This window comes from Mobilicoccus caccae (assembly GCF_030161635.1).
Classification (GTDB): Bacteria; Actinomycetota; Actinomycetes; order Actinomycetales; family Dermatophilaceae; genus Mobilicoccus; species Mobilicoccus caccae.
This window is the reverse complement of the sequence record NZ_BSUO01000001.1, coordinates 3525532-3545083: the sequence shown is the minus strand read 5'-3', so window position 1 is coordinate 3545083 and position 19552 is coordinate 3525532. Positions and strand designations below refer to the sequence as shown.

Genomic DNA, 19552 nt, shown 5'->3' with positions numbered 1-19552 from the left:
CCCGTCTCCGCCCGCAGGCCGTCCGCGAGGCACCTCTGACGTGCGATGAGTCTCACCCACGCGGCGGCAGACGGCGAGGTCGTCGCCTCGTGACCCGGCCGTAGGGTGTGGGTCATGGAGCCCACTGACGTGACCCCGCTCGACTGCGGACCCGCGGGCGTCGGCCGCCAGGTCGTCGTCGACGCCGAACCGCACGAGATCTTCGCGCTGCTCGTCAACCCCCACCGCCACCACGAGCTCGACGGCAGCGGAACCGTGCAGCCGGAGGTGATCGGCCCCCGCGACCTCGAGCAGGGCGACCGGTTCCGCGTCTCGATGAAGATGTTCGGGGTCCCCTACGCCATGACGAACACCGTCACCCGCCTCGAGCGGGACCGGCTCATCGAATGGCGTCTGCCTGCCGGTCACCGCTGGCGGTGGGAGCTGGAACCCCTCGATCAGGGCCGCACACGCGTCACCGAGGTCTACGACGAGAGCGGGTCGACCCTTCCGCCGCTGCTTCGACTGATCCGGGCCAAGGACCGCAACACCGTCGGCATCGAGAAGTCACTGCGCCGGCTGCGCAAGCGGTTCGCGCGCCCCTGATCCGACGACCGCCCGGTCGACGTGCGCGGTGCCGGGCGACAGGAGCAAGATGGGCCCATGGCTGACACGCACATGCCCCCACCGCCCCTCGCCCTCACGATCGCCGGCTCCGAAGCCACCGGTGGCGCGGGCGCCCAGGCCGACCTCCGGACCTTCCAGGCCAGTGGTGTCTTCGGTCTGGCAGCCCTCACCTGCATCGTCTCCTTCGACCCCAAGGCCGACTGGGGCCACCGGTTCGTTCCCGTCGATCCGCAGGTCATCGCCGATCAGCTCGAGGCCGAGTTCGCCTGCTACGACATCGACACCGTCAAGATCGGCATGCTCGGCACCCCGGCGACCATCGACGTGGTCGCCCGAGAGCTGCGCGAGCATCGCCCCGAGCGCCTGGTGCTCGACCCCGTGCTCATCTGCAAGGGGCAGGAGCCCGGCGCCGCCCTGGACACCGACAACGCGCTCAAGGAGAACGTCCTGCCGTTGGCGACGTTCGTGACGCCCAACCATTTCGAGTCGTTGTCGCTGGCCGGCATGGACACGATCGAGTCGGTGGGCGATCTGGAGACCGCGGCCCGCCGCATCCACGAGACCTGCGGGGCGGCGGTGCTCGCCAAGGGTGGCGTCCGCCTGGCCGGTCCCGATGCGGTCGACGTGTTCTACGACGGAACGACGCTCGAGGTGCTCTCCGAGCCCAAGATCGGTGAGGTCGCCGTCAGCGGCGCCGGGTGCTCGTTGGCCGCCGCGATCACGGCCGAGCTCGCCAAGGGACAGTCGCCGCTGGAGGCCGCCCGCGCCGCCAAGCAGTTCGTCACCGCTGGGATCCGCGCCCGCCTCGCCTCGAACGCGCCGTTCGACGCGATGTGGCAGGGCGTCTGAGCGGTGCCGACCACACACCGGCGGACGTGGTGGCCGGTGGAGTCTGACGTGTGGCCGGTTGCGGTGAGCGCGTGAGCGCGTGAGTGCGTTCGGCGGGGCGGCGGGTGGCGCGGCGTTCGGGATCGTCGGCGGGGCGGCGAGCCCGGAGGGCGCGTGCCCGTGCGGCTCGGGAGCGACCTACGCCGCCTGCTGCGGACGCTTTCACGGTGGTGAGGCGGCACCGACCGCCGAGGCGCTGATGCGTTCTCGCTACTCGGCGTTCGCCGTCGGTGACGAGGCGTACCTGCTGCGCACGTGGCACCCGCGCACCCGACCCGACTCGTTGTCGTTGGACCCGCGGCACCGGTGGGTGCGGCTCGAGGTGCTCTCGAGCTCGGCCGGCGGCCCCGGCGACGAGGAGGGCACGGTCGTCTACCGGGCGACCTCCCGCAACGCCGCCGGCGAGCGTCACACGATGACCGAGACCAGCCGCTTCACCCGCCGCGCCGGACACTGGGTGTACGTCGACGGCGACGTGGACTGAACGCCGGGTCGGCTACGCCTCGAACGCCGACACGTCGCCGTCGCCGCCGAAGAGCCAGCTGACGACGATCGCGCCCGGGTCGACCACGCCCCGCGCCGAGTCGGCGTTGTAGGAGGCGCGGCCCTTCGCGGCCGTCATCTCGCGGGTGGAGCGGGCCCCCTCCCGTGCCGCCACGTGGACCCGCTCCAGGCACGCGGCCAGGTCGTCCTCGCCGGCGTCGGCGCAGGCACGCGCCTCCTGTGCCGCGGGCACGAGAGCGTCGATCATCGTGCGGTCGCCCACCTGCGCCCCGCCGAGATCGGTGATGGCGGAGGCCGCCCGCTCCAGGCCCGTGGCCAGCGCGATCGCCGCGTTCTCCTCGGCACGTCGGGCAGTGGCGAGCTCTCGGAACAGGGTGCCGAACACCGCGCCGGAGGTGCCCCCGGAACGCACGAGCAGGCGATCGGCGAGAGCCTGGAGGACGCCGGCGTCATCGCCGCGCACCGGCAGGTCGATGTCGCCGAGCGCCGCCTCCATGTTGGTGCCGAAGTCGGCGTCCCCGGCTCGGCGATCCAGGTCGGTGAGGGCGTCGATCCCGCCCTGCACGCGCTCGACGAAGGCGCTCAGCCAGCCACACTCCTCGCCGTCGGGCAGGGAGTCGTCGACCTCGGGGCGCGCGTCCTCGTACGTGGGGCGATGCGCGATCGCGTTCGGCCAGGCGGGTGCGGCCGTCGGGGCGTCGAGCAGGTCGAGCATCTCGTCGTCGACGCGGGTGAGGGTGATCGAGAACCCGGCGGTGTCGACGGCGGTGACGAAGCTGCCCACGAGCCCGCGTTCGACGACCACCTCCCGCTCGGACAGCCGGCGCAGCGCCTCGCCGTACACCAGCGCGAGCTCCAGACCGTGCGTCGCGCCCAGGCCGTTGACGACGAGCACGATCCGGTCACCCGCCGACAGCTCCAACGACGCGGCGATCCTGGTCAGGAGCGTGTCGACGAGCTCGCCGGCGCTCGTCGCGTCGATGCGGCCGACACCCGGCTCGCCGTGGATGCCGGCGCCGAGTTCGAAGGAGCCGTTCTCGAGGTCGAACGTGGGTCGGTCCGCCGTCGGCAGGCGGCCGGGGGCGACCGCGACGGCCATCGACCGGGACGCCTCGGCGGCGGCGCGTCCGAGCTCGGTCACCCGGGCGAGATCGTCGCCGCGTTCCGCGGCCGCCCCGCACACCTTCTCCACGACGATCGTCGCGGCCGTGCCTCGACGGCCGGGGCCTTCGTCGGACTCCGTGGCGACGTCGTCGGCCACCACGACCACGTCGGTCTCGACCCCGTCGACGGCGACGGCATCGCGCGCGACCTGGAAGTTCATCACGTCGCCGGTGTAGTTCTTGACGATGTGCAGGACACCGCGCCCGGCATCGGCCCACCGCGTCGCGCCCACGACCTGCAGGGCGTTGGGTGAGGTGAACAGCAACCCCGGGCAGGCGGCGGTGAGCATCCCGGCGCCGATGAATCCGATGTGCAGCGGTTCGTGCCCCGACCCGCCACCGGAGACCAGGCCGACCCGCGGCGTCTCGGCGTCGCGTGGCGCGTCCGCGCGGCCGACGAAACCGGGATCGGCATGCCAGGCGGCATCGGGATGCGCTGCCACCAGGCCACCGATGGCCTCGGGCAGGAAGTCTGAGCGGTCGTTGAGCAGTGCGGGGCGATCCGACATGTCTCGACCGTAGTCCCGATGCGTTGTATGCGTCCGGCGACCGGATCGGTCACGTGTCCTGGACGTACGTCCTAGACTCCTGCGACATCGACAGCTGGGGGAGGCACGATGACCGACGCCGAGGAGCAGGAACGCCACCGCCGGGGGCGGCGATGGCCGAACGCATCAGGGAGGCACTCGAGGACGCCTTCGAGCAGGAGGTCCGCGACGTCCTGCGTGGCGGCGGCGATGCGCCGGTGCACCGGCTGCACGACTACCTCACCGGGGTGGGCGACCACCACGAGCCGCGGGTCCGGTTGCTGTTCGAGCTGGTCGAGGACGGCACCCTCGACCTGAGTGGGGAGCTCGCGGACGTGCCCGCCACCTGCTTCTTCCTCGGGGATGCGGTGCGCTACCAGCGCAGCCTGGAGGACTGGGCGCGGTTGCTGGGCCCTGCGCGGCCGTACGCCGAGGGCGGTGCCTTCGGAGGTGACGTGCTCGAGCTGTGGAGCGCCGGTGACCTCATGTGGCGCGCGGATCGGGCGCGGGCACAGGCGTCGCGGGACTTCCTCTCCCTCCTGCTCGAGGAGCCCGTCAGGCTCCTGCGCGCGCGGGTGCGACCGGAGGACCTGCGGGTGCTGGCGGTCGACATCTGGAGCGGACGCGACGCCCACCGCGTCGTCGTGGCGCCGGGTGAGCTCGACGCCGAGCTGATCGAGGACGGCGTCGTCGTGCCGACGGATCGGCCTCTCGCGCCGCTGCCGCGGCTGGCCGCGCGGTCCTGACGATCCACAGCGCCCGGCGGGCGACCGCGTCGTCCACTGTCGGGTGACCGGGGAGGCCGTCGGGAGGTTCGGGTCGTCAGGGTGGCGGGACCGGTGGTCCGTGGTGGGCCACCACGACGAAGGAGCCCGTGATGCTCGCCCCCGACCCCGCCGTCGACCCCGCACTCGACCGCGCCGAGACCGATCCCACCGACTCCACCGACTCCACCGACACTGACTTCGCCGAGACCGATCCCACCGACACGGACCTCGCAGAGACCGACCCCGCAGAGACCGAGGCCGGCCCCGATCTCGCGCCGACCGTCCTCTCCTCGGACGGGGTCCTCCGCCCGGCCTGGGCCGATCGTGGCGAGGCGGTGCGCCGGTACTACGACACGGAGTGGGGACGACCCGTCGAGAGCGAGGCGGGGTTGTTCGAACTCATCGCCCTGCTCGTGTTCGCGGGGGGTCTGACCTGGTCGTCCGTGCTCGGCAGGCGCGACGCGCTCAGGGAGGCGTTCGCCGCGTACGACGCCTCGATCGTGGCCGCGTTCACCGACGCCGATGTCGACCGACTCGTGGCGGATGCATCCATGATCCGCAACCGGCGCAAGATCGAGGCGGTGGTCACCGACGCGCGGGCCGTCATGGCTCTGCGTGATCACGGCGGCCTCGTGGACCTGGTGTGGGGGCGTAGTGCGGGGGAGCTTGTGGCGCCTGCGGTCGATGTCAGCGAGATCCCCCGCGCCGGTGAGAGATCCGCGCGCCTGGCCGCCGACCTCAAGGAGGCGGGCTTCGTCCATCTCGGCCCGGTGATGGCCCAGGCCCTGCTGCTGGCGGCCGGCATCGTTCCCGTGCGGCGGGCCGTCGCGCAGCCGTCCGCGGTCGATCCTGCCGGGGGAACAGATCGCCGAACGGTCGACTTCTGACCTGGCATGTCCTGCCCGATCGTGAGATTCTTGAGGTGTATCCGGCTGCGGCCGGATCCCGGCCTCGGGGGAAGTCGGACGTCCTCGCACACGCACTCGTGAACTCCTGCTGATCGTCTCTGCGATCAGGGCTCTCGCGACCGCGTCGATGCGCGGCGCGGAGCAGGTGAAGAGGCGCAGGTGTTGGGTGCAGGGGGTCGGCGGGTCGTTCTCGCCGCGATCGTCGGGTTGTCAGGTCTGAGCGTGCCCACGGTGGTCCATGCGGACCCGGGGCCTGCCGCGACGTCACTCACGGGCGCGCCCAGTGCGGCCGTGGCCCGCGTGGGCGACCGGGTCGTCGTGCGCGGCAGTGTGACGGCCACCGCGGCCCGCGACGTGCAGTTGCAGCAGCTGGTGGGGCGCTCGTGGCGCCGCGTCGCGGACGTGGATTCCACCGGCACGTTCGCAGTGAACCTGCCCACCGACAGCCCCGGAGTCGGCACCTACCGCCTCCTCGCCCCGGCGACCGGCACGCACGCCGCCGGTTCCTCCGCCACCTTCACCGTCGGTGTGGGCGAGGGCGACACGAAGTCCCACGCCTTCCTCACGACCCCGCCCGTGCGGTGGGATCCCTGCACGGTCGTGGGGTACCGCGTCAACCTGGCGGGGGCGCCGCAGGGCGCGCTCGACGACGTCCGCGCCGCGGTCGCGCAGGCCTCGACGGCCAGCGGCGTGAACTACCGCTACCTCGGGACCACCAAGGTCGTCCCCGGCGCGCGGTCGACATCGGTGCCCGACGAGTACCCGGACGGCACGCACCTGGTCATCGCCTACACCACGCCCTCACGCACCAAGTTCCTCGAGAAGCGCACGAACGCCCTGGGCGTCGCCGGCGTCTTCTACGACCTGAAGGCGCAGAAGGTCGGCGGCCGTTCGTGGCACCGGGCCGTGCAGGGGTACGTCGTCATCAACACGACCAAGAACCTGCCGGGCGGGTTCGGGCGCGGCCGCGCCTCCGGCGAACTGGGCACCTGGGGGCAGGTGCTCATGCACGAGGTCGGGCACACCCTCGGCCTGGACCACCCGAAGACCGGCGACCGCGCGCAGATCATGTACCCGGAGACCACCTACAAGGAGGCACGCTGGGGAGCCGGTGACCTCGCGGGCCTGCGCCGTCTCGGCGCGGTCTCGGGATGCTTCGCCTCCGGAAGCGGCGCCACCGCCGCAGGGCCCCAGAACCCGATGACGGCCGGCATCGGGCGCTGAGCACCTCGAACCCTGCGCCGACCCGCTCGAACGGTGCGCCGGGTCCTCAGGCGTCGGTCGGTGGGGGAGGACGCCTTGGGCTGTGGGGTCGGCCTGGTCAGGGCGCAGGAGGGAGAGGGCGCCCACCAGGGAGAAGAGCAGTCCGACGCCGACGGCCCACGCCATCCCCTGGCGGGGGTACTCATTGAGCAGAACGAGTCCGACGGCCGCCGGCACGATCGTGCTCGTGACGTAGTTGGCCCCGAGCACGCCCACGGCGTGCGACACGGCGAGGCCGCGGGTCAGGTGCACCTGCGCCAACACGAGACCGCCGACCAGCAGGAAGCCCGCGACCCACAGGGTCCACGGCCACTCCCAGAACCGCCAGATGTCGGGATCGATCTCCGCGACGAGCAGGCGGGCCGTGATGGCGCTGATCGCGAACCCCAGACCGGCCAGCACGCCGCTGACACCGGGGTGGAGCCTGAACGGAATCGTGCCGAGGCACAAGGCGACTCCGGCACCGAGGACGAGCAGGTGCAGCGGCTCGATGGGGACGGCCGGCCCGGGCACGGTCGTCGCGGCCAACAGCGCGATCCCCGTGACGACGACGCCGATGGCACCGACGTCGCGGCCCTTGAGCGCGCGGGTGCCGGCGAGGTGCTGGATGAGCGCGGTGATCGCCAGACCCCCGACGACCGCCGCCTGCACGATGAGCAGCGGCAGATGCCCGCGGGCCAGGAGGGTGAAGAAGAACCCGGCTCCCTGCAGGGCGGTTCCGGTCCACCACGCGCCGGACTTGAGGGGGTGGACGTCTCCGCGGGCCCCGTCGGACAGGCGGGCCCCGGCGCCACCGTAGGCGAGCACGCCGAGGACGAGCGCGATGATGCTGAGAGTCACGTGCGCGCCAGGGCGTCGAAGGTGCGCACGGTGTCTCCTCGGTCGTTCGGGCGGACGGGCCGCCGGTCCGGGCTCAACCTACTCCCGACCCCCGCGACGAACCCAACCGGCCGAGTCGGAAAGGAGACGCATCGGACCCGCGTGTCACGCGTTCTGCAGCGAGATCTCCGCGGTCATCGTGTGCGACTGCCCGGGTTCGAGCTTGATGTGCCCGGCCAGGGCGTTCGCCGTCTCGATGCACACCATGCCCGGCCATTCGTCGTCGCCGAAGTCCGAGATCTCGGCCGCCTTGCGCTCCCAGGGATTCCACACGACCGTGCTGGCCGAGCCGGACTTCTCGACGACGACCCGGCGCTCGCCGTCGACGAGGGTGACGGTCTCGGTGGAGGCGTAGACGCGGTCGGTCTCACGCATGAACGTCACGTCGCCCTGCTGGGCGTTGACCGCACGACCACCGGGGGCCTTGTCGGCGTACCGCGCACCGTCGAGGCCCTCGACCCGCGCCTGCGTGACGTCGGAGACCCGCAGGTAGGTGTGCAGGGCCTCCTCGAGCTCCAGCTTCTGCGTGGGTGAGGTGATCGTCAGGGACATCCGCAGCGTGCGCCCCATCGTCACCTCGTACGTGGCCGTGAGATCCGAGGGCGTCTGGTCCAGGCCGGGGACGTCCTCGAGGGAGGCGAGGTCGGGCGCGGTGAGGACGACCGTGACGTCGTCCCCGACGCGGCGGGTCTCGGTGAGCGACCAGCGGACCAGGCGCAGGAACCCGTGCTGCGGGGAGCGGTTCTTGGCGCGGCCCGTGGCGAACCACGGCGCGCAGATCGGCACGCCGCCGCGCACCGCGATGCCCTCACCGCTGCGGGTCAGCGCGCTGACCCAGAGCACCTCGTCGGCACCGGCCGGCGCCCACCGGGTGACCTGGGCACCGTCGAGGTGGATCTCGCCGCGGGCCGCGGGCGTGTCGATCACCAGGCGGGGTGCATCGCCACCCTCGTAGGTGACTCCGTCGGGCAGCGACGACTGCTCAGGTGTGGTGTTCATGTGTCCATGGTCTACCGAGGAAGCGCTCACGCCCATCATGTCGGCACGAATCGCCGTGTCGTGCAGCGGTTTCGTGCCGCAGACCACGCGCCAGCCCTACGCCGCCCGCCGCAGGCGCACCTCGCGCAGCTCGTACCCGGCGATGAGGTCGAGCCAGCCGAGCCGGGGCGGACTCTCCAGGACGGGCTCGAGCGCGAGCAGGCGCGTGAGGAGGATGTCGGTCTCGTGGATGGCCAGGGAGTTTCCGGGGCAGCGGTGGTTGCCGTCGCCGAACGACATGGCCTCGGGGCGCACCCCCTTGGACATGGCCCGGTCGGGACGCACGCACAGCGGGTCCTCGCCGACCACGTCGGGATCGGCGTTGGCGGCGCGCACCGAGAGGTCCATGACGGCGCCCGCGGGGATGTGGTGGACCGTGCCGCCGTCCTGGAGCGTGATGTCCGAGGTCGCACGGCGATAGAGGTGGCCGACGACCGGCTCGAGCCGCAGGATCTCGTGGAGGATGTCGTGCCGCTCGGTCTGCTCGGCGGTGAGATAGCGCCGCCGCAGCTCGGCGTCCTCCAGCAGGTGCCAGGCGACCATGCAGATGTACTCGCGCGTGGTCACCATGCCGGCCGCGCCGTAGGTCACGCACTCGATGAGGATCTCGGGGTCGGTGTAGTCCTGGTCGATGAGGTGGGAGATCACGTCCTCGTCGCGCTCGCGGCGCCGGGCGACGATCGCCGGTCTGACGTCGCGCACATAGAACAAGGACAGCGGCGCGAGGGCCCGCGCGGACATCGCGAGGGCCGAGAACCTCCCCGCCAAGGACGCCGCGCCGCCCTTGATGGTCGCGGCCACACGGGCGGGGGTGGCAGCTCGCCGTCTCGGCGGTGATCCTCGCCGTCGGCAGCGCCTTCCTCGGCGTCGGGATCGGTCGACCGAGGCGGCTGGGCGGGGATCGAGAAGAGGCGTTCCAGTCGCCTCGACAGGCCCGCCCGGTCGGAGTTGGTCAGGCCGATGACCTGGGCGGCGACCTCGACGGAGTAGCGCAGGCTGATGTCGGCCAGGTCGACGGAGCGGCCCGCGTCGAACTCGGCGGTGACTTCGGCGACGAGCCGATCGGCGCGGTCCTCCATGAGGTCGCGGTAGCGGCGGGCGACGGTGGCCGGCGCGAAGTACCGGGCGATCATGCTGCGCTGGCGGCGGTGTTCGGGGCCGTCCATGAAGAGGATCGGGTCCTTCATCGTCTTTCGGCCCTCGGTGGCCATGTCGGCGTTGAAACCGGCCTGGACCGTGGTCGTCCCGGCGCGCAGGATCTCCTTGACCAGGGGATAGGACCGCACGTGGCAGACGCCGTCGATCACCTCCACCGGCGGAGTCAGGGCCTCTCCCTCGCGGACGGTCTTGCGTTCTCCGAAGCCCGTGTGGGCACGCGGTCATGGGCGCTCCTTGTGTCGACACTCCTCGCCCAGTCTGACGGTCGAGGGGGCGCCGACGTTCCCGGTCGGATGCAACACACGCGCCGATGCCACACGCGCCGAAGGGGCGGCGCGTCGTGACGCGCCGCCCCTTCGTGTGGGACCTGGGCCTGTGACCGCTCCGGGTGCCGCGACGGCGGTGGTGGAGTCGCCGTCGATGTCCTCTTCGGCAGCGTCGGGGCAGGTGCGAGGTCTTCCGGTCGATCGCCCGTATCGGATCCGGTCAGGAACAGGTCAAGAGACGGTCAAGTGGCAGGGGGAACCCTGCAGGGGAGTGTGCCGACTCGTGCCACGCTGGACCCATGATGCGCCGCCGGGCCTTGATGAGGCCTCCCGAGCCCGGTCTGGGTGGGGCCGTCGTCTCGCTCATCGACCGCGAGCCGGTCGACCTCGAGCGCGCGATGGCCCAGTGGCGCGACGTGCGCGAGGCGGTGTCCGCGGCGGGGTGGGAGGTCGTCGTCGTCGAGGGACACGAGGGTGATCCGCCGTGCCCCGACGGGGTGTTCGTCGGCGACGCCGCGGTCTCCGTGGGCGGCCGGGTCATCCTCACCCGGTCGGCGGTGGAGTCACGTCGCCCGGAGCGGGCCGCGATCCGGCGGACGCTGGCGTCCAGGCATGTTCGCGTGGTGCCGATCCGCCGTCCGGGGACGGTCGACGGTGGTGACCTCGTGCGCGTCGGGGACGTCGTCTACGTCGGCGTGGGCGTGCGGACCAACCGTGCGGGGCTGGCGCAGGTGACCAGGACGCTGGAGGCCTCGGGGCTCGAGGTCGTCCCCGTCCCGCTGCACAAGTCGGTGCAGCTCAACTCGGGTGTGACGGCGCTGCCGTGCGGCACGGTCCTCGGCCACCCGCCCCTGGTCGACGACCCGTCGGTGTTCGAGGACTTCGTGCCGGTGCCCGAACGCGGTGGGGCGCACGCCTTTCCGCTCGGGGGAGGCGCGGTGCTCGTGGCGGCCAGCGCGCCGGGGTCGGCCCGGACCATCGCCGACCTCGGGTACGAGCCGGTCCTCGTCGACATCAGCGAGTTCGAGAAGCGCGAGGGCACGATGACGTGCCTGCTCGCGCCGTTCTGATCGCCGGAGTCCGCCCGAGTTCGCGTGGCCGCCTGAGTTCGCCTCAGCCGCGGCGCAGGTCGGCGAGCTGCGGGGCGATCTCGTCCCAGGCATCGGGGGAGGCGGCCGCCAACAGCCCCGTCCGGCCGCGTGCCCCGTCGGCCACCCCGTATCGGGTGCCGTCGAGGAACCGCACGACGCCGCCGAGTTCCTCGGTCATCAGGGATCCGGGCGCGTGGTCCCACGGCAGGCCGCGGGTGTAGTGCAGGGCGTGGGCCCGGCCCTCCAGCAGCCACGGGTAGTCGATGCCGCAACTCCAGGCGGTGGGGCCGAGATCGAGTGTGCCGTGGCGCCCTTCGAGGGAGGGGCTGGAGGTGCACACCGTGAGTCCGTCGGCGGGAACGCTCATGGCGGGCAGCCGGACTCCGTCGCGGTAGACGCCGGCGCCCTTCTCGGCGACGTAGGCGACGTCGTGGGCGGGGTGGAGGATCCAGGCGCGCACGGGCTCCCCGTCGCGGAGTTCGGCGAGCATGACCGCGTGATCGGGCGAGCCGTTGACGAAGTTCTTGGTGCCGTCGACCGGGTCGACGGTGAACGCGTGACCCGCGCCCGCCAGGGCCTTGGGGAGGTCGGGGTCGGCCGCCGTGGCCTCCTCGCCCACGACGAGGACGTGTGGATCGTCGCGTAAGAGGGCCTCGGTGATGAGTTGCTCCGCCTCGTGATCGGCGACCGTGACCAGATCGCCGGGCTTCTTCTCCATCACCTCACCCGATCCGAGGGCCCGGAAGCGGGGGTGATGACCTCTGCAGCGACCTCGCGCATCAGGTCGAGAACGGCTTGGGTGTCCACGCACCCACCGTCTCACATCGCCTCAGCTGCGGTCCTTCCACTTCGGCGTCGTGGTCGGCACATGGTTGGTCATGGCCTCGATCAGGGAACTCGGTTCGGGATCGATCGTGTAGAGGCCGAGGTGCGGGGCGCGGATGAATCCCTGCGACACGCAGTGCCCGAAGAACGAGGTGAGCCGGTCGTAGAAACCGAGGGTGTTGAGCAGACCGACGGGTTTGGCGATGAGGCCCAGCTGGTTCCAGGTGAGGATCTCCACGAGCTCCTCCAGGGTCCCGAATCCGCCCGGGAGGGCGACGAACCCGTCGGAGGTCTCGGCCATGATCGCCTTGCGTTCGTGCATCGAGTTGGTGACGTGCAACTCCGTCAGGCCGGGATGGGCGATCTCCGAGGACACCAGGTGTTCGGGGATCACCCCGACCACCTCGCCACCCCCGGCGAGGACGGCGTCGGCCAAGGCACCCATGAGCCCGACGGACGCGCCGCCGTAGACGAGCCTCATGCCGCGGCGGGCCAGCTCGTCGCCGAGTGCGGTGGCGGCCTCGAGGTACCGGGGGTCGTCACCGGGGCTGGAACCGCAGAAGACACAGACACTGCGCATATCCTCCAGCCTACGGGCGTGGCCGTCGGCGCGCATGAGGGCTGCTGCCGGCCGGAGGCCTCCCCACACCCGGCTCCCGCCGAAACCGAGGGCGCCCCTCACAGGGTGAGCGGTACCTTGACCGGCATGGACACCAACCTCACCCGTGCGGAGTGCGCCCACCGCAGCGCCGACGTGACCTTGACCTCCTACCGGGTCGAACTGGACGTGTCCGACGCGACCGACCCGCAGGAGGCGACGTTCTCCTCGGTGACGACGATCGACCTGAGCAGCGCCTCGGGGCACATCGTGCTCGACTTCATCGGCGAGGTCACGGGCGTGGACGTGGACGGGCAGGCCCGCGACGTCGACGCCGACGGAGCCCGCGTCCGCGTGGACGTCCCGGCGGGCGCGCCGTGCGCCGTCACGGTGCGCGGGCGGGCGCGTTACTCACGGTCGGGCGAGGGCATGCACCGCTTCGTCGACCCGGCCGACGACCGCGTCTACCTGTACACGCAGTACGAGCCCTCCGATTCGCGCCGGGTCTTCGCGTGCTTCGAGCAGCCCGACCTCAAGGCCCCGTTCACGTTCGTCGTCACCGGCCCGGACGACTGGGAGATCCGCAGCAACGGCGCCGAGATCGCCCGCGAGGAGAGCCCCGCCAACCGCGCCGGCCTGCGGTGCTCGCGCCGCACGTTCGCGACGACCCCGCCGCAGTCAACCTACCTCACCTGCGTCATCGCCGGGCCCTACCGCCGGTGGGACGACGAGTGGAGCCGCACCGTCGCGGACGGCAGCCACCTGCGGGTGCCGCTCGCGTTGCTCTGCCGGGAGTCCCTGGCCGCCGCCTTCGACCCCGAGAACCTCTTCGAACTCACCAAGGCCGGCCTCGACCACTTCGACACCGCGTTCGCCTATCCCTACCCCTGGGGCAAGTACGACCAGATCTTCGTGCCCGAGTACAACCTCGGCGCGATGGAGAACCCGGGCCTGGTCACGTTCTCCGACCAGGCGTACGTGTACGAGTCGGCCGCCACGCGCTCGCAGTACGAGGGCCGCTCCAACACCCTCATGCACGAGATGTCGCACATGTGGTTCGGCGACCTCGTCACGCCCCGCTGGTGGGACGAGCTGTGGCTCAAGGAGTCCTTCGCCGACTACATGGGCACCGCCGCCAACGCGCTCGCCACCGACTTCACCGACGCGTGGACGCCGTTCTGCGTGCGGCGCAAGGCGTGGGCGTACGAGCAGGACCAGTTGCCGACGACGCACCCGATCGTCGCCGACATCCCCGACATCGAGGCGGCCCGGCAGAACTTCGACGGCATCACCTACGCCAAGGGCGCGAGCGTGCTCAAGCAACTCGCGGCGTACGTGGGTGAGGAGGAGTTCTACGAGGGCGCGCGGCGCTACTTCGCCCGGCACGCGTTCGGCTCGACGACCCTGCCCGACCTGCTCGCCACGCTGGAAGAGGCCTCCGGGCGCGAGCTGGGGCCGTGGGTCGAGCAGTGGCTGCACACGACCGGCGTCTCCGAACTCACGCCCCGGGTGAGCCTCGCCGACGACGGCACGATCGCCGAACTGGTCGTCGAGCAGGCCGGGTCCGGTGCGGACGGAGACGTGTGGCGCGATCACCGGCTGGTCGTCGGCCTCTACGACCTCGACGGCGAGGGAGTCGGCGACGGCGACGAAGGCCGCCGCGTGCTGCGCCGGCGTGCCCGCCTCGAACTCGACGTCACCGGCGAGCGGACGCTCGTGGAGGAGGCGACCGGACTCCCGGCGCCCGCGTTGATCCTGGTCAACGACGACGACCTCACCTACGCCAAGGTCCGGTTGGACGAGCGCAGCCTGGAGACGATCCGCGGCACGTTCGCGATCGAGTCCTCGCTCACGCGGGCCTGCGTGTGGTCGGCCCTGTGGAACGCCTGCCGCGACGCGCTCCTGCCGGCGTCCGATTTCGTCGACCTCGTCTGCCGTCACGCGCCGACCGAGTCACACGTCGGGCTGCTGACGGCGGCCCTGGGCAACGCGCTCACGGCGGCTCGGTCCTACGCGCCCACCGAGCGTCGCGAGGAGCTGGTCCGCCGCATCCTCGACCTGTCCGCCGAGCAGATGCGGGCGGCCGAGCCCGGATCGAGCACCCAGATCGTGTTCGCCCGGACCTTCGTGATCGCGGCCCTGTCCTGCGACGCACGCGCGACGGAGATCCGTGCGCTGCTCGAGGGCACCGACGTCGTCGACGGGCTCGCGATGGACTCGATGATGCGGTGGGGACTCTGGCGGGCGCTGGTCGCCACCGGGCACGCAAGCGAGGCGGACATCGACGCCGAGCGGCAGCGGGACACCGGCTCGCCGGCGCGGATCCGGCACCTCACCGTGCAGTCCTCGCGGCCCGACGCGGCGACCAAGGAGCGGGCGTTCACGGCCGTGCTGGAGGATCCGGACGTGTCCAACGACGACGTCACGGCCTACACCACCGGATTCTCGACGCCGGGTCACGGACCCCTCACCGAGTCGTATCTGCAGCGGTACCTCGACGCGCTGCTGCCCTTCTGGCAGTCCCGCAGCCAGGAGATCGCGACCCGCATGGTGGACGGCTTCTTCCTCGGCGGCGACCTGACCGAGGGGCAGGGCGTGGAGGAGCAGCCGGTCGTCGTCGCGCTGCGCACCTGGCTCGGCGACCACGAGGACGCCCCGGCGGCGCTCCGGCGTCTCGTCGTCGAGCAACTGGCTCTGCTCGAGCGCGCCCTGCGGGCCCAGGCGGCGGGGTAGAGGCTCCCGCCGGTTCCAGTGACGGGTGGTGGGGGTCGTGGGCTCAGGTCCCTCGCCCCTAAGGTGGCGTGCATGGACAAGCCGAACGTCACCATTCCCGAGGGCGACGCCCCCACCGAACTGCTGCTGGAGGACCTGACCGAGGGGTCGGGCCAGGAGGCCGCGCATGGCCACACCGTCGCGGCGCACTACGTCGGGGTCGCGTGGTCCACCCGGGCGGAGTTCGACAGCAGCTACGACCGCGGCGAGCCCCTGAGGTTCCCGCTGGGACAGGGCATGGTCATCAAGGGCTGGGAGGACGGCATCGTCGGGATGAAGGTCGGCGGACGTCGCCGCATCACGATCCCGCCGGAGCTCGGCTACGGCGCCCGCGGTGCCGGTGGCGCGATCAAGCCCAACGAGACCCTGGTGTTCGTCGTCGACCTGGTCGACGTCGCGTAAGAGACCGAATCCACTGACGCCGAGACCGCCGCCTATAGGCGGCGGTCTCGGCGTTCTTCGTTGCGCGTCAGTTGGGGTTCTGGGCCCACAGGTCGGGGCCGAAGACCTCGTAGCGGATGCGCTCGCCGGAGACTCCCTTGTCGAGGAGGCTGCGGCGCACGGTGCGCATGAACGGCAGCGGGCCGCACATGAAGACGGTCGCGTTCTCCGGCACCTCGACGTCGGTGAGGTCCATCAGACCCTCGACCGCGCCACGCTCGGCGGCGCCCTCGAGGTCCTCGTACCAGAGGTGCGAGCCGACCGACTCCAGCCGCCCTGCGCTCGCCGACACCGTGTCGTACAGCGGGTGGCGTCCGGCGGAGGCGTCCGCGTGGACCATGAGCACCGGACGCTTCGGGGCCCGGTCCGCGAGGTCGTCGACGATGGCGGCCATCGGGGTGATGCCGACCCCGGCGCTGACCAGCACCAACGGGTCGCTGGAGTCGTCGAGGACGACGTCGCCACACGGCACGGAGACGGGGATGACCGTCCCCTCCGGGCAGTTGTCGATGAGGTGGTTGGACACGAGCCCGTCCGGGGCGCCGTCCACGCCGCGCACCCGGCGGACCGTGATCTGCAGCGTCGTCGACTTGGGGCCGGAGGAGATCGTGTACTGCCGCGGCTGGGTGCCACCGTCGGTGAGGACGGGGTTGACCGTGACGTACTGGCCGGCGCTGTGCGCGGGCACCTCGCCGCCGTCGACCGGGGCGAGCACGAACGTGACGACCTCGGCGCTCTCGTCGACGCCGACCTCGTCGATCCGGTCGGTGACCCGGTAGTCGCGCCACGGGTTCTCGGGGTCGAGGCCGTGCTGCGCGTAGAGCTTGGCCTCCTCGGCCACGAGCTGCAGCGCGAAGAGCCAGTAGACCTCGTCCCACGCGGCGGCGATCTCGGGCGTGACGGCGTCGCCGAGCACGTCGCCGATGGCCCACATGAGGTGGTGTCCGACGATCGTGTACTGCGGCGCGGTGATGCCGAGCGAGACGTGCTTGTGGGCGATGCGCTGCAGCACCGGCTCGAACGACGGCGAATCGGGGTCGATGAGGTGCACCGCGTACGCGACGACCGAGGCCGCCAGCGCCTGGGCCTGCTCACCGAGCTCCTGGTCGGCGCGGTTGAAGATGTCGAGGAGCTCGGGGTGAGCCTCGAACATGTGCGGGTAGAACCGCGAGGTGATCTCGACGGCGTGCTCGGCGACGACGCCGGCGGTGGCCTTGACGACCTCGGTGGACTGCTGTGAAAGCACTGGTGAAGCCTCCGGTCGGGGTATGCGGACCGCTCCCACATTCATTTGAACGGGAAGTAGCGTGAAAAACAAGGACAGAGTACGCGCTGTGCCCCACCAGGCGTCCAGACCCTGACGTCAGTGGGATGGGAGTAGTGTCCAGCGATCGAGGCATCCACCGGCCTCTTGCACACCGGTCGACATCACCCGTGCCCCGTCGACTCCCGCACCATCCGTCCGATCCACCTCGATTCCGAACCCACCAGGAGGCCCGATGAGCCCACTTGCCTGGCAGATCGCCACGATGGTCGTGTACCTCGTGGCCATGCTGCTGGTCGGCTGGTACAGCTACCGCCGCACCCACGATCTCGGCGACTACATGCTCGGCGGCCGTGATCTTCCTCCGAGCGTCGCCGCCCTGTCGGCCGGTGCCTCGGACATGTCGGGCTGGCTGCTCATGGGCCTGCCCGGCGCCATCTACGCCTCGGGACTCGTGGAGTCGTGGATCGCCGTCGGCCTCACCGTCGGCGCGTGGGCCAACTGGAAGTGGGTGGCGCCGCGCCTGCGCGCCTACTCCGAGGTCGCCAACGACTCCATCACGGTCCCCAGCTTCTTCGAGAACCGGTTGCACGACCGCTCGCGCGCGCTGCGCATGACGTCGGCCGTGATCATCCTCGTGTTCTTCACGTTCTACGTCAGCTCCGGCATGACGGCCAGCGGCGTCTTCTACCAGAGCTCGTTCGGCCGCTCCTATGAGGAGGGCCTGCTCGTCATCTCGGCGGTGACGGTGGCCTACACGCTGTTCGGCGGGTTCCTCGCCGTCAGCTACACCGACTTCCTGCAGGGCGTGATGATGGTCGCCGCCCTCGTCGCGGTGCCGCTGGTCGGCCTGTTCGTCGTCGGCGGTCTGGGCGAGGTGTCCTCCACCGTGCGGGCCGTCGACCCCGACTTCCTGTCGCTGGTGCAGGGAGCCACGGTCGTCGGCGTCGTCTCCTCGCTGGCCTGGGGACTCGGCTACTTCGGGCAGCCGCACATCATCACGAGGTTCATGGCGCTGCGGTCCGCGGACGAGGCGGTCGCGGGTCGGCGCATCGGGATCGGCTGGATGATCTTCTCGGTGACCGGCGCGATCTGCACGGCGCTGGTCGGCCTCACCTACTTCCGGCAGCACCCCGAACTGGCCATCACCGACCCCGAGACGGTGTACATCCGCATGGGTCAGATCCTGTTCCACCCGATCATCGCCGGGTTCATGCTCGCCGCCGTGCTGGCCGCGATCATGAGCACGATGAGCAGCCAGCTCATCGTGACCTCATCCGCGCTGGTCGAGGACATCTACCGGGCGTTCGGCAAGGCGAGCAGCGACACCCGCAACGTGCTGCTCGGACGTCTCGCGGTGCTGGTGGTCGCGCTCATCGCCGGGTGGTTGGCATGGGAGCAGAACGCCACGATCCTCCGGCTCGTGTCGTTCGCCTGGGCCGGTTTCGGTGGAGCCCTCGGCCCGATCGTGTTGCTGTCGCTGTACTGGCGCAAGCTCACGTGGCAGGGAGCTCTGTCGGGCATGATCGTCGGTGCCCTGACCGTCGGCTTCTGGGGTCCGAGCTCGACGTGGGGCGGCACGCGCGAGGATCCGCTGTTCGGTCTGTACGAGATCGTGCCCGGGTTCGCGCTCAACCTGCTGGTGGCGGTCGTCGTCAGCATGATGACCTACCGGCGCAACGAGGCGCTGGAGGGTGAGTTCGACGCGATGCGCACGCTCGGCCACGAGATCAAGGCCGAGGAAAAGCAGGCCTGAGGGTCACGCGCCACGTGGAGCACAGGAATCGACGGGCGCACAGGAACGACGGGGCGGGGCTCGATGAGCTCCGCCCCGTCGCTTTCTTCACAGGGTGGCGCCGAGGGGGTGGCGCCGGAGGGGGTCGGTGGGACGCCGCGGTCGCAGGTGTGGACCGGGCGTCGCGGGTCAGGCCAGCGAGGAGCGGCCGAGGCTGCGGGGTCCGCGCTCGATCGAGTAGGCGTCCGCGAGGCGGAGGAAGCGCTCGGTCGGGTCGGTGCGGTCGTGGGTGCGGGCGACGTGCCGGCCGTGGGTGCGGCGGGTGCCGCGGGCGTCGATGTAGGTGCCGATGTCGGCGGCGACGTACGTGGATCCGGTCGTCGCGCGGCTGCCGGCGGGCGAATGCGCGGCGAAGGTCTCCTGCGTGGCGGTCGGCGTGTCCGCGATCGTCCGGTCCGGTGCGTCGACGACGGTGGCCTGGACGACCCGCAGCGCCGGCCGGGGCGGTGTCGGGCGGGTCGGCATCAGGCCGGCGTAGATGTCACGCGAGGCGGTCTGCGCCTCGGTGGAACGCTCCGTGGCCGAGGCGACCGAGATGAAGAACCACACGAAGCCCGCCAGCGACAGCGACAGCATGACCACCTGGTACCAGCGCGGCGCGGTGGGCAGGAGACAGGCCGCGTTCCCCACGACGAGCGCGCCACCGATGATGTACCCGATGAGCGGCAGGTCCCGCCCGCGGCGACGTAGCCCGGCATCACCCGCCGCGGTAGCCGCCACGAGCACGGCGGATGCAGCCAGCAGTGAGATGTGGATCGTGTCCATCGGTGACCCCCAAGGTCGAAAATGTCGTCGGAGG

The 19552-nt window shown here is 71.3% G+C and carries 18 protein-coding genes; 10 read left to right on the top strand and 8 right to left on the bottom strand.

Features of this window, described 5'->3' with window-relative positions:
* Positions 1 to 114: 114 nt before the first annotated feature.
* From QQK49_RS17355 to QQK49_RS17345, 3 genes are all read left to right on the top strand, one after another.
* Complete coding sequence (locus QQK49_RS17355) at positions 115 to 585, top strand: SRPBCC family protein (RefSeq protein WP_284305050.1); 471 nt, start codon at positions 115 to 117, stop codon at positions 583 to 585.
* A gap of 57 nt (positions 586 to 642) precedes the next feature.
* On the top strand, positions 643 to 1455 hold the full coding sequence (locus QQK49_RS17350; protein WP_284305049.1) for a hydroxymethylpyrimidine/phosphomethylpyrimidine kinase: 813 nt from the start codon (positions 643 to 645) through the stop codon (positions 1453 to 1455).
* Between the two features lie 79 nt (positions 1456 to 1534).
* A complete protein-coding gene (locus QQK49_RS17345; RefSeq protein ID WP_348536225.1) occupies positions 1535 to 1978 on the top strand; it encodes a YchJ family protein in 444 nt (147 codons plus the stop codon).
* Between the two features lie 12 nt (positions 1979 to 1990).
* Here the strand turns inward: QQK49_RS17345 and QQK49_RS17340 are convergent, their stop codons facing one another.
* Entirely contained in the window at positions 1991 to 3670 is a 1680-nt protein-coding gene (locus QQK49_RS17340) for a dihydroxyacetone kinase family protein (protein ID WP_284305048.1), read from the bottom strand.
* A 152-nt stretch (positions 3671 to 3822) separates the two neighbouring features.
* Here QQK49_RS17340 and QQK49_RS17335 point away from each other — a divergent pair, with 152 nt between their 5' ends.
* The 3 genes from QQK49_RS17335 to QQK49_RS17325 all read left to right on the top strand — a co-directional run bounded on the left by QQK49_RS17335 (position 3823) and on the right by QQK49_RS17325 (position 6587).
* Entirely contained in the window at positions 3823 to 4434 is a 612-nt protein-coding gene (locus tag QQK49_RS17335; protein ID WP_284305047.1) for a hypothetical protein, read from the top strand.
* Positions 4435 to 4565: 131 nt separating this feature from the next.
* Entirely contained in the window at positions 4566 to 5342 is a 777-nt protein-coding gene (locus QQK49_RS17330) for a DNA-3-methyladenine glycosylase I (RefSeq protein ID WP_284305046.1), read from the top strand.
* A gap of 243 nt (positions 5343 to 5585) precedes the next feature.
* Positions 5586 to 6587, top strand: a complete 1002-nt coding sequence (locus QQK49_RS17325) for a M66 family metalloprotease (RefSeq protein WP_284305042.1) — start codon at positions 5586 to 5588, stop codon at positions 6585 to 6587.
* Positions 6588 to 7610: 1023 nt separating this feature from the next.
* Here QQK49_RS17325 and QQK49_RS17320 read toward each other — a convergent pair.
* The 3 genes from QQK49_RS17320 to QQK49_RS17310 all read right to left on the bottom strand — a co-directional run bounded on the left by QQK49_RS17320 (position 7611) and on the right by QQK49_RS17310 (position 9856).
* Positions 7611 to 8504 carry a D-hexose-6-phosphate mutarotase gene (locus QQK49_RS17320; RefSeq protein ID WP_284305041.1) on the bottom strand — a complete coding sequence of 298 codons (894 nt, stop codon included), beginning with the start codon at positions 8502 to 8504 and terminating at the stop codon, positions 7611 to 7613.
* Between the two features lie 96 nt (positions 8505 to 8600).
* Entirely contained in the window at positions 8601 to 9284 is a 684-nt protein-coding gene (locus QQK49_RS17315) for a cytochrome P450 (protein WP_284305040.1), read from the bottom strand.
* Positions 9188 to 9856: a cytochrome P450 gene (locus QQK49_RS17310; RefSeq protein ID WP_284305039.1), complete on the bottom strand. Its 669-nt coding sequence runs from the start codon at positions 9854 to 9856 to the stop codon at positions 9188 to 9190. The genes QQK49_RS17315 and QQK49_RS17310 overlap by 97 nt, the downstream gene beginning before the upstream one ends.
* A 410-nt stretch (positions 9857 to 10266) precedes the next feature.
* On the opposite strand from QQK49_RS17310, the gene QQK49_RS17305 reads away from it, so the two are divergent.
* Positions 10267 to 11037 carry a dimethylarginine dimethylaminohydrolase family protein gene (locus QQK49_RS17305; protein ID WP_284305038.1) on the top strand — a complete coding sequence of 257 codons (771 nt, stop codon included), beginning with the start codon at positions 10267 to 10269 and terminating at the stop codon, positions 11035 to 11037.
* A gap of 43 nt (positions 11038 to 11080) precedes the next feature.
* Here QQK49_RS17305 and QQK49_RS17300 read toward each other — a convergent pair whose 3' ends face one another.
* On the bottom strand, positions 11081 to 11776 hold the full coding sequence (locus QQK49_RS17300; protein ID WP_284305037.1) for an inositol monophosphatase family protein: 696 nt from the start codon (positions 11774 to 11776) through the stop codon (positions 11081 to 11083).
* A gap of 111 nt (positions 11777 to 11887) precedes the next feature.
* On the bottom strand, positions 11888 to 12463 hold the full coding sequence (locus tag QQK49_RS17295; RefSeq protein ID WP_284305036.1) for an LOG family protein: 576 nt from the start codon (positions 12461 to 12463) through the stop codon (positions 11888 to 11890).
* A gap of 126 nt (positions 12464 to 12589) precedes the next feature.
* Here QQK49_RS17295 and pepN point away from each other — a divergent pair, with 126 nt between their 5' ends.
* On the top strand, positions 12590 to 15214 hold the full coding sequence (gene pepN / locus QQK49_RS17290; RefSeq protein WP_284305035.1) for an aminopeptidase N: 2625 nt from the start codon (positions 12590 to 12592) through the stop codon (positions 15212 to 15214).
* 72 nt (positions 15215 to 15286) lie between these two features.
* Positions 15287 to 15655 carry an FKBP-type peptidyl-prolyl cis-trans isomerase gene (locus tag QQK49_RS17285; RefSeq protein WP_284305034.1) on the top strand — a complete coding sequence of 123 codons (369 nt, stop codon included), beginning with the start codon at positions 15287 to 15289 and terminating at the stop codon, positions 15653 to 15655.
* Between the two features lie 67 nt (positions 15656 to 15722).
* Here QQK49_RS17285 and QQK49_RS17280 read toward each other — a convergent pair whose 3' ends face one another.
* Positions 15723 to 16940, bottom strand: coding sequence for a globin domain-containing protein (locus QQK49_RS17280; RefSeq protein WP_284305033.1), 1218 nt, complete (start codon positions 16938 to 16940; stop codon positions 15723 to 15725).
* 253 nt (positions 16941 to 17193) lie between these two features.
* Here QQK49_RS17280 and putP point away from each other — a divergent pair, with 253 nt between their 5' ends.
* Positions 17194 to 18714 (top strand): sodium/proline symporter PutP, encoded by a 1521-nt coding sequence (gene putP / locus QQK49_RS17275; RefSeq protein WP_284305032.1) that lies wholly within the window; start codon positions 17194 to 17196, stop codon positions 18712 to 18714.
* Positions 18715 to 18882: 168 nt separating this feature from the next.
* Here putP and QQK49_RS17270 read toward each other — a convergent pair whose 3' ends face one another.
* The gene (locus QQK49_RS17270; RefSeq protein WP_284305031.1) at positions 18883 to 19518 is read right to left on the bottom strand and encodes a hypothetical protein; all 636 of its coding nucleotides are present in this window, start codon (positions 19516 to 19518) and stop codon (positions 18883 to 18885) included.
* Between the last annotated feature and the right edge of the window lie 34 nt (positions 19519 to 19552).

What these genes read in the sequence shown, in the direction of transcription:
- QQK49_RS17355 (WP_284305050.1), top strand. Translation starts at nt 115, where the DNA reads ATGGAGCCCACTGACGTGACCCCGCTCGACTGCGGACCCGCGGGCGTC.
- QQK49_RS17350 (WP_284305049.1), top strand. Translation starts at nt 643, where the DNA reads ATGGCTGACACGCACATGCCCCCACCGCCCCTCGCCCTCACGATCGCC.
- QQK49_RS17340 (WP_284305048.1), bottom strand. Translation starts at nt 3,670, where the DNA reads ATGTCGGATCGCCCCGCACTGCTCAACGACCGCTCAGACTTCCTGCCC.
- QQK49_RS17335 (WP_284305047.1), top strand. Translation starts at nt 3,823, where the DNA reads ATGGCCGAACGCATCAGGGAGGCACTCGAGGACGCCTTCGAGCAGGAG.
- QQK49_RS17330 (WP_284305046.1), top strand. Translation starts at nt 4,566, where the DNA reads ATGCTCGCCCCCGACCCCGCCGTCGACCCCGCACTCGACCGCGCCGAG.
- QQK49_RS17320 (WP_284305041.1), bottom strand. Translation starts at nt 8,504, where the DNA reads ATGAACACCACACCTGAGCAGTCGTCGCTGCCCGACGGAGTCACCTAC.
- QQK49_RS17315 (WP_284305040.1), bottom strand. Translation starts at nt 9,284, where the DNA reads ATGTCCGCGCGGGCCCTCGCGCCGCTGTCCTTGTTCTATGTGCGCGAC.
- QQK49_RS17305 (WP_284305038.1), top strand. Translation starts at nt 10,267, where the DNA reads ATGATGCGCCGCCGGGCCTTGATGAGGCCTCCCGAGCCCGGTCTGGGT.
- QQK49_RS17300 (WP_284305037.1), bottom strand. Translation starts at nt 11,776, where the DNA reads ATGGAGAAGAAGCCCGGCGATCTGGTCACGGTCGCCGATCACGAGGCG.
- QQK49_RS17295 (WP_284305036.1), bottom strand. Translation starts at nt 12,463, where the DNA reads ATGCGCAGTGTCTGTGTCTTCTGCGGTTCCAGCCCCGGTGACGACCCC.
- pepN (WP_284305035.1), top strand. Translation starts at nt 12,590, where the DNA reads ATGGACACCAACCTCACCCGTGCGGAGTGCGCCCACCGCAGCGCCGAC.
- QQK49_RS17285 (WP_284305034.1), top strand. Translation starts at nt 15,287, where the DNA reads ATGGACAAGCCGAACGTCACCATTCCCGAGGGCGACGCCCCCACCGAA.
- putP (WP_284305032.1), top strand. Translation starts at nt 17,194, where the DNA reads ATGAGCCCACTTGCCTGGCAGATCGCCACGATGGTCGTGTACCTCGTG.
- QQK49_RS17270 (WP_284305031.1), bottom strand. Translation starts at nt 19,518, where the DNA reads ATGGACACGATCCACATCTCACTGCTGGCTGCATCCGCCGTGCTCGTG.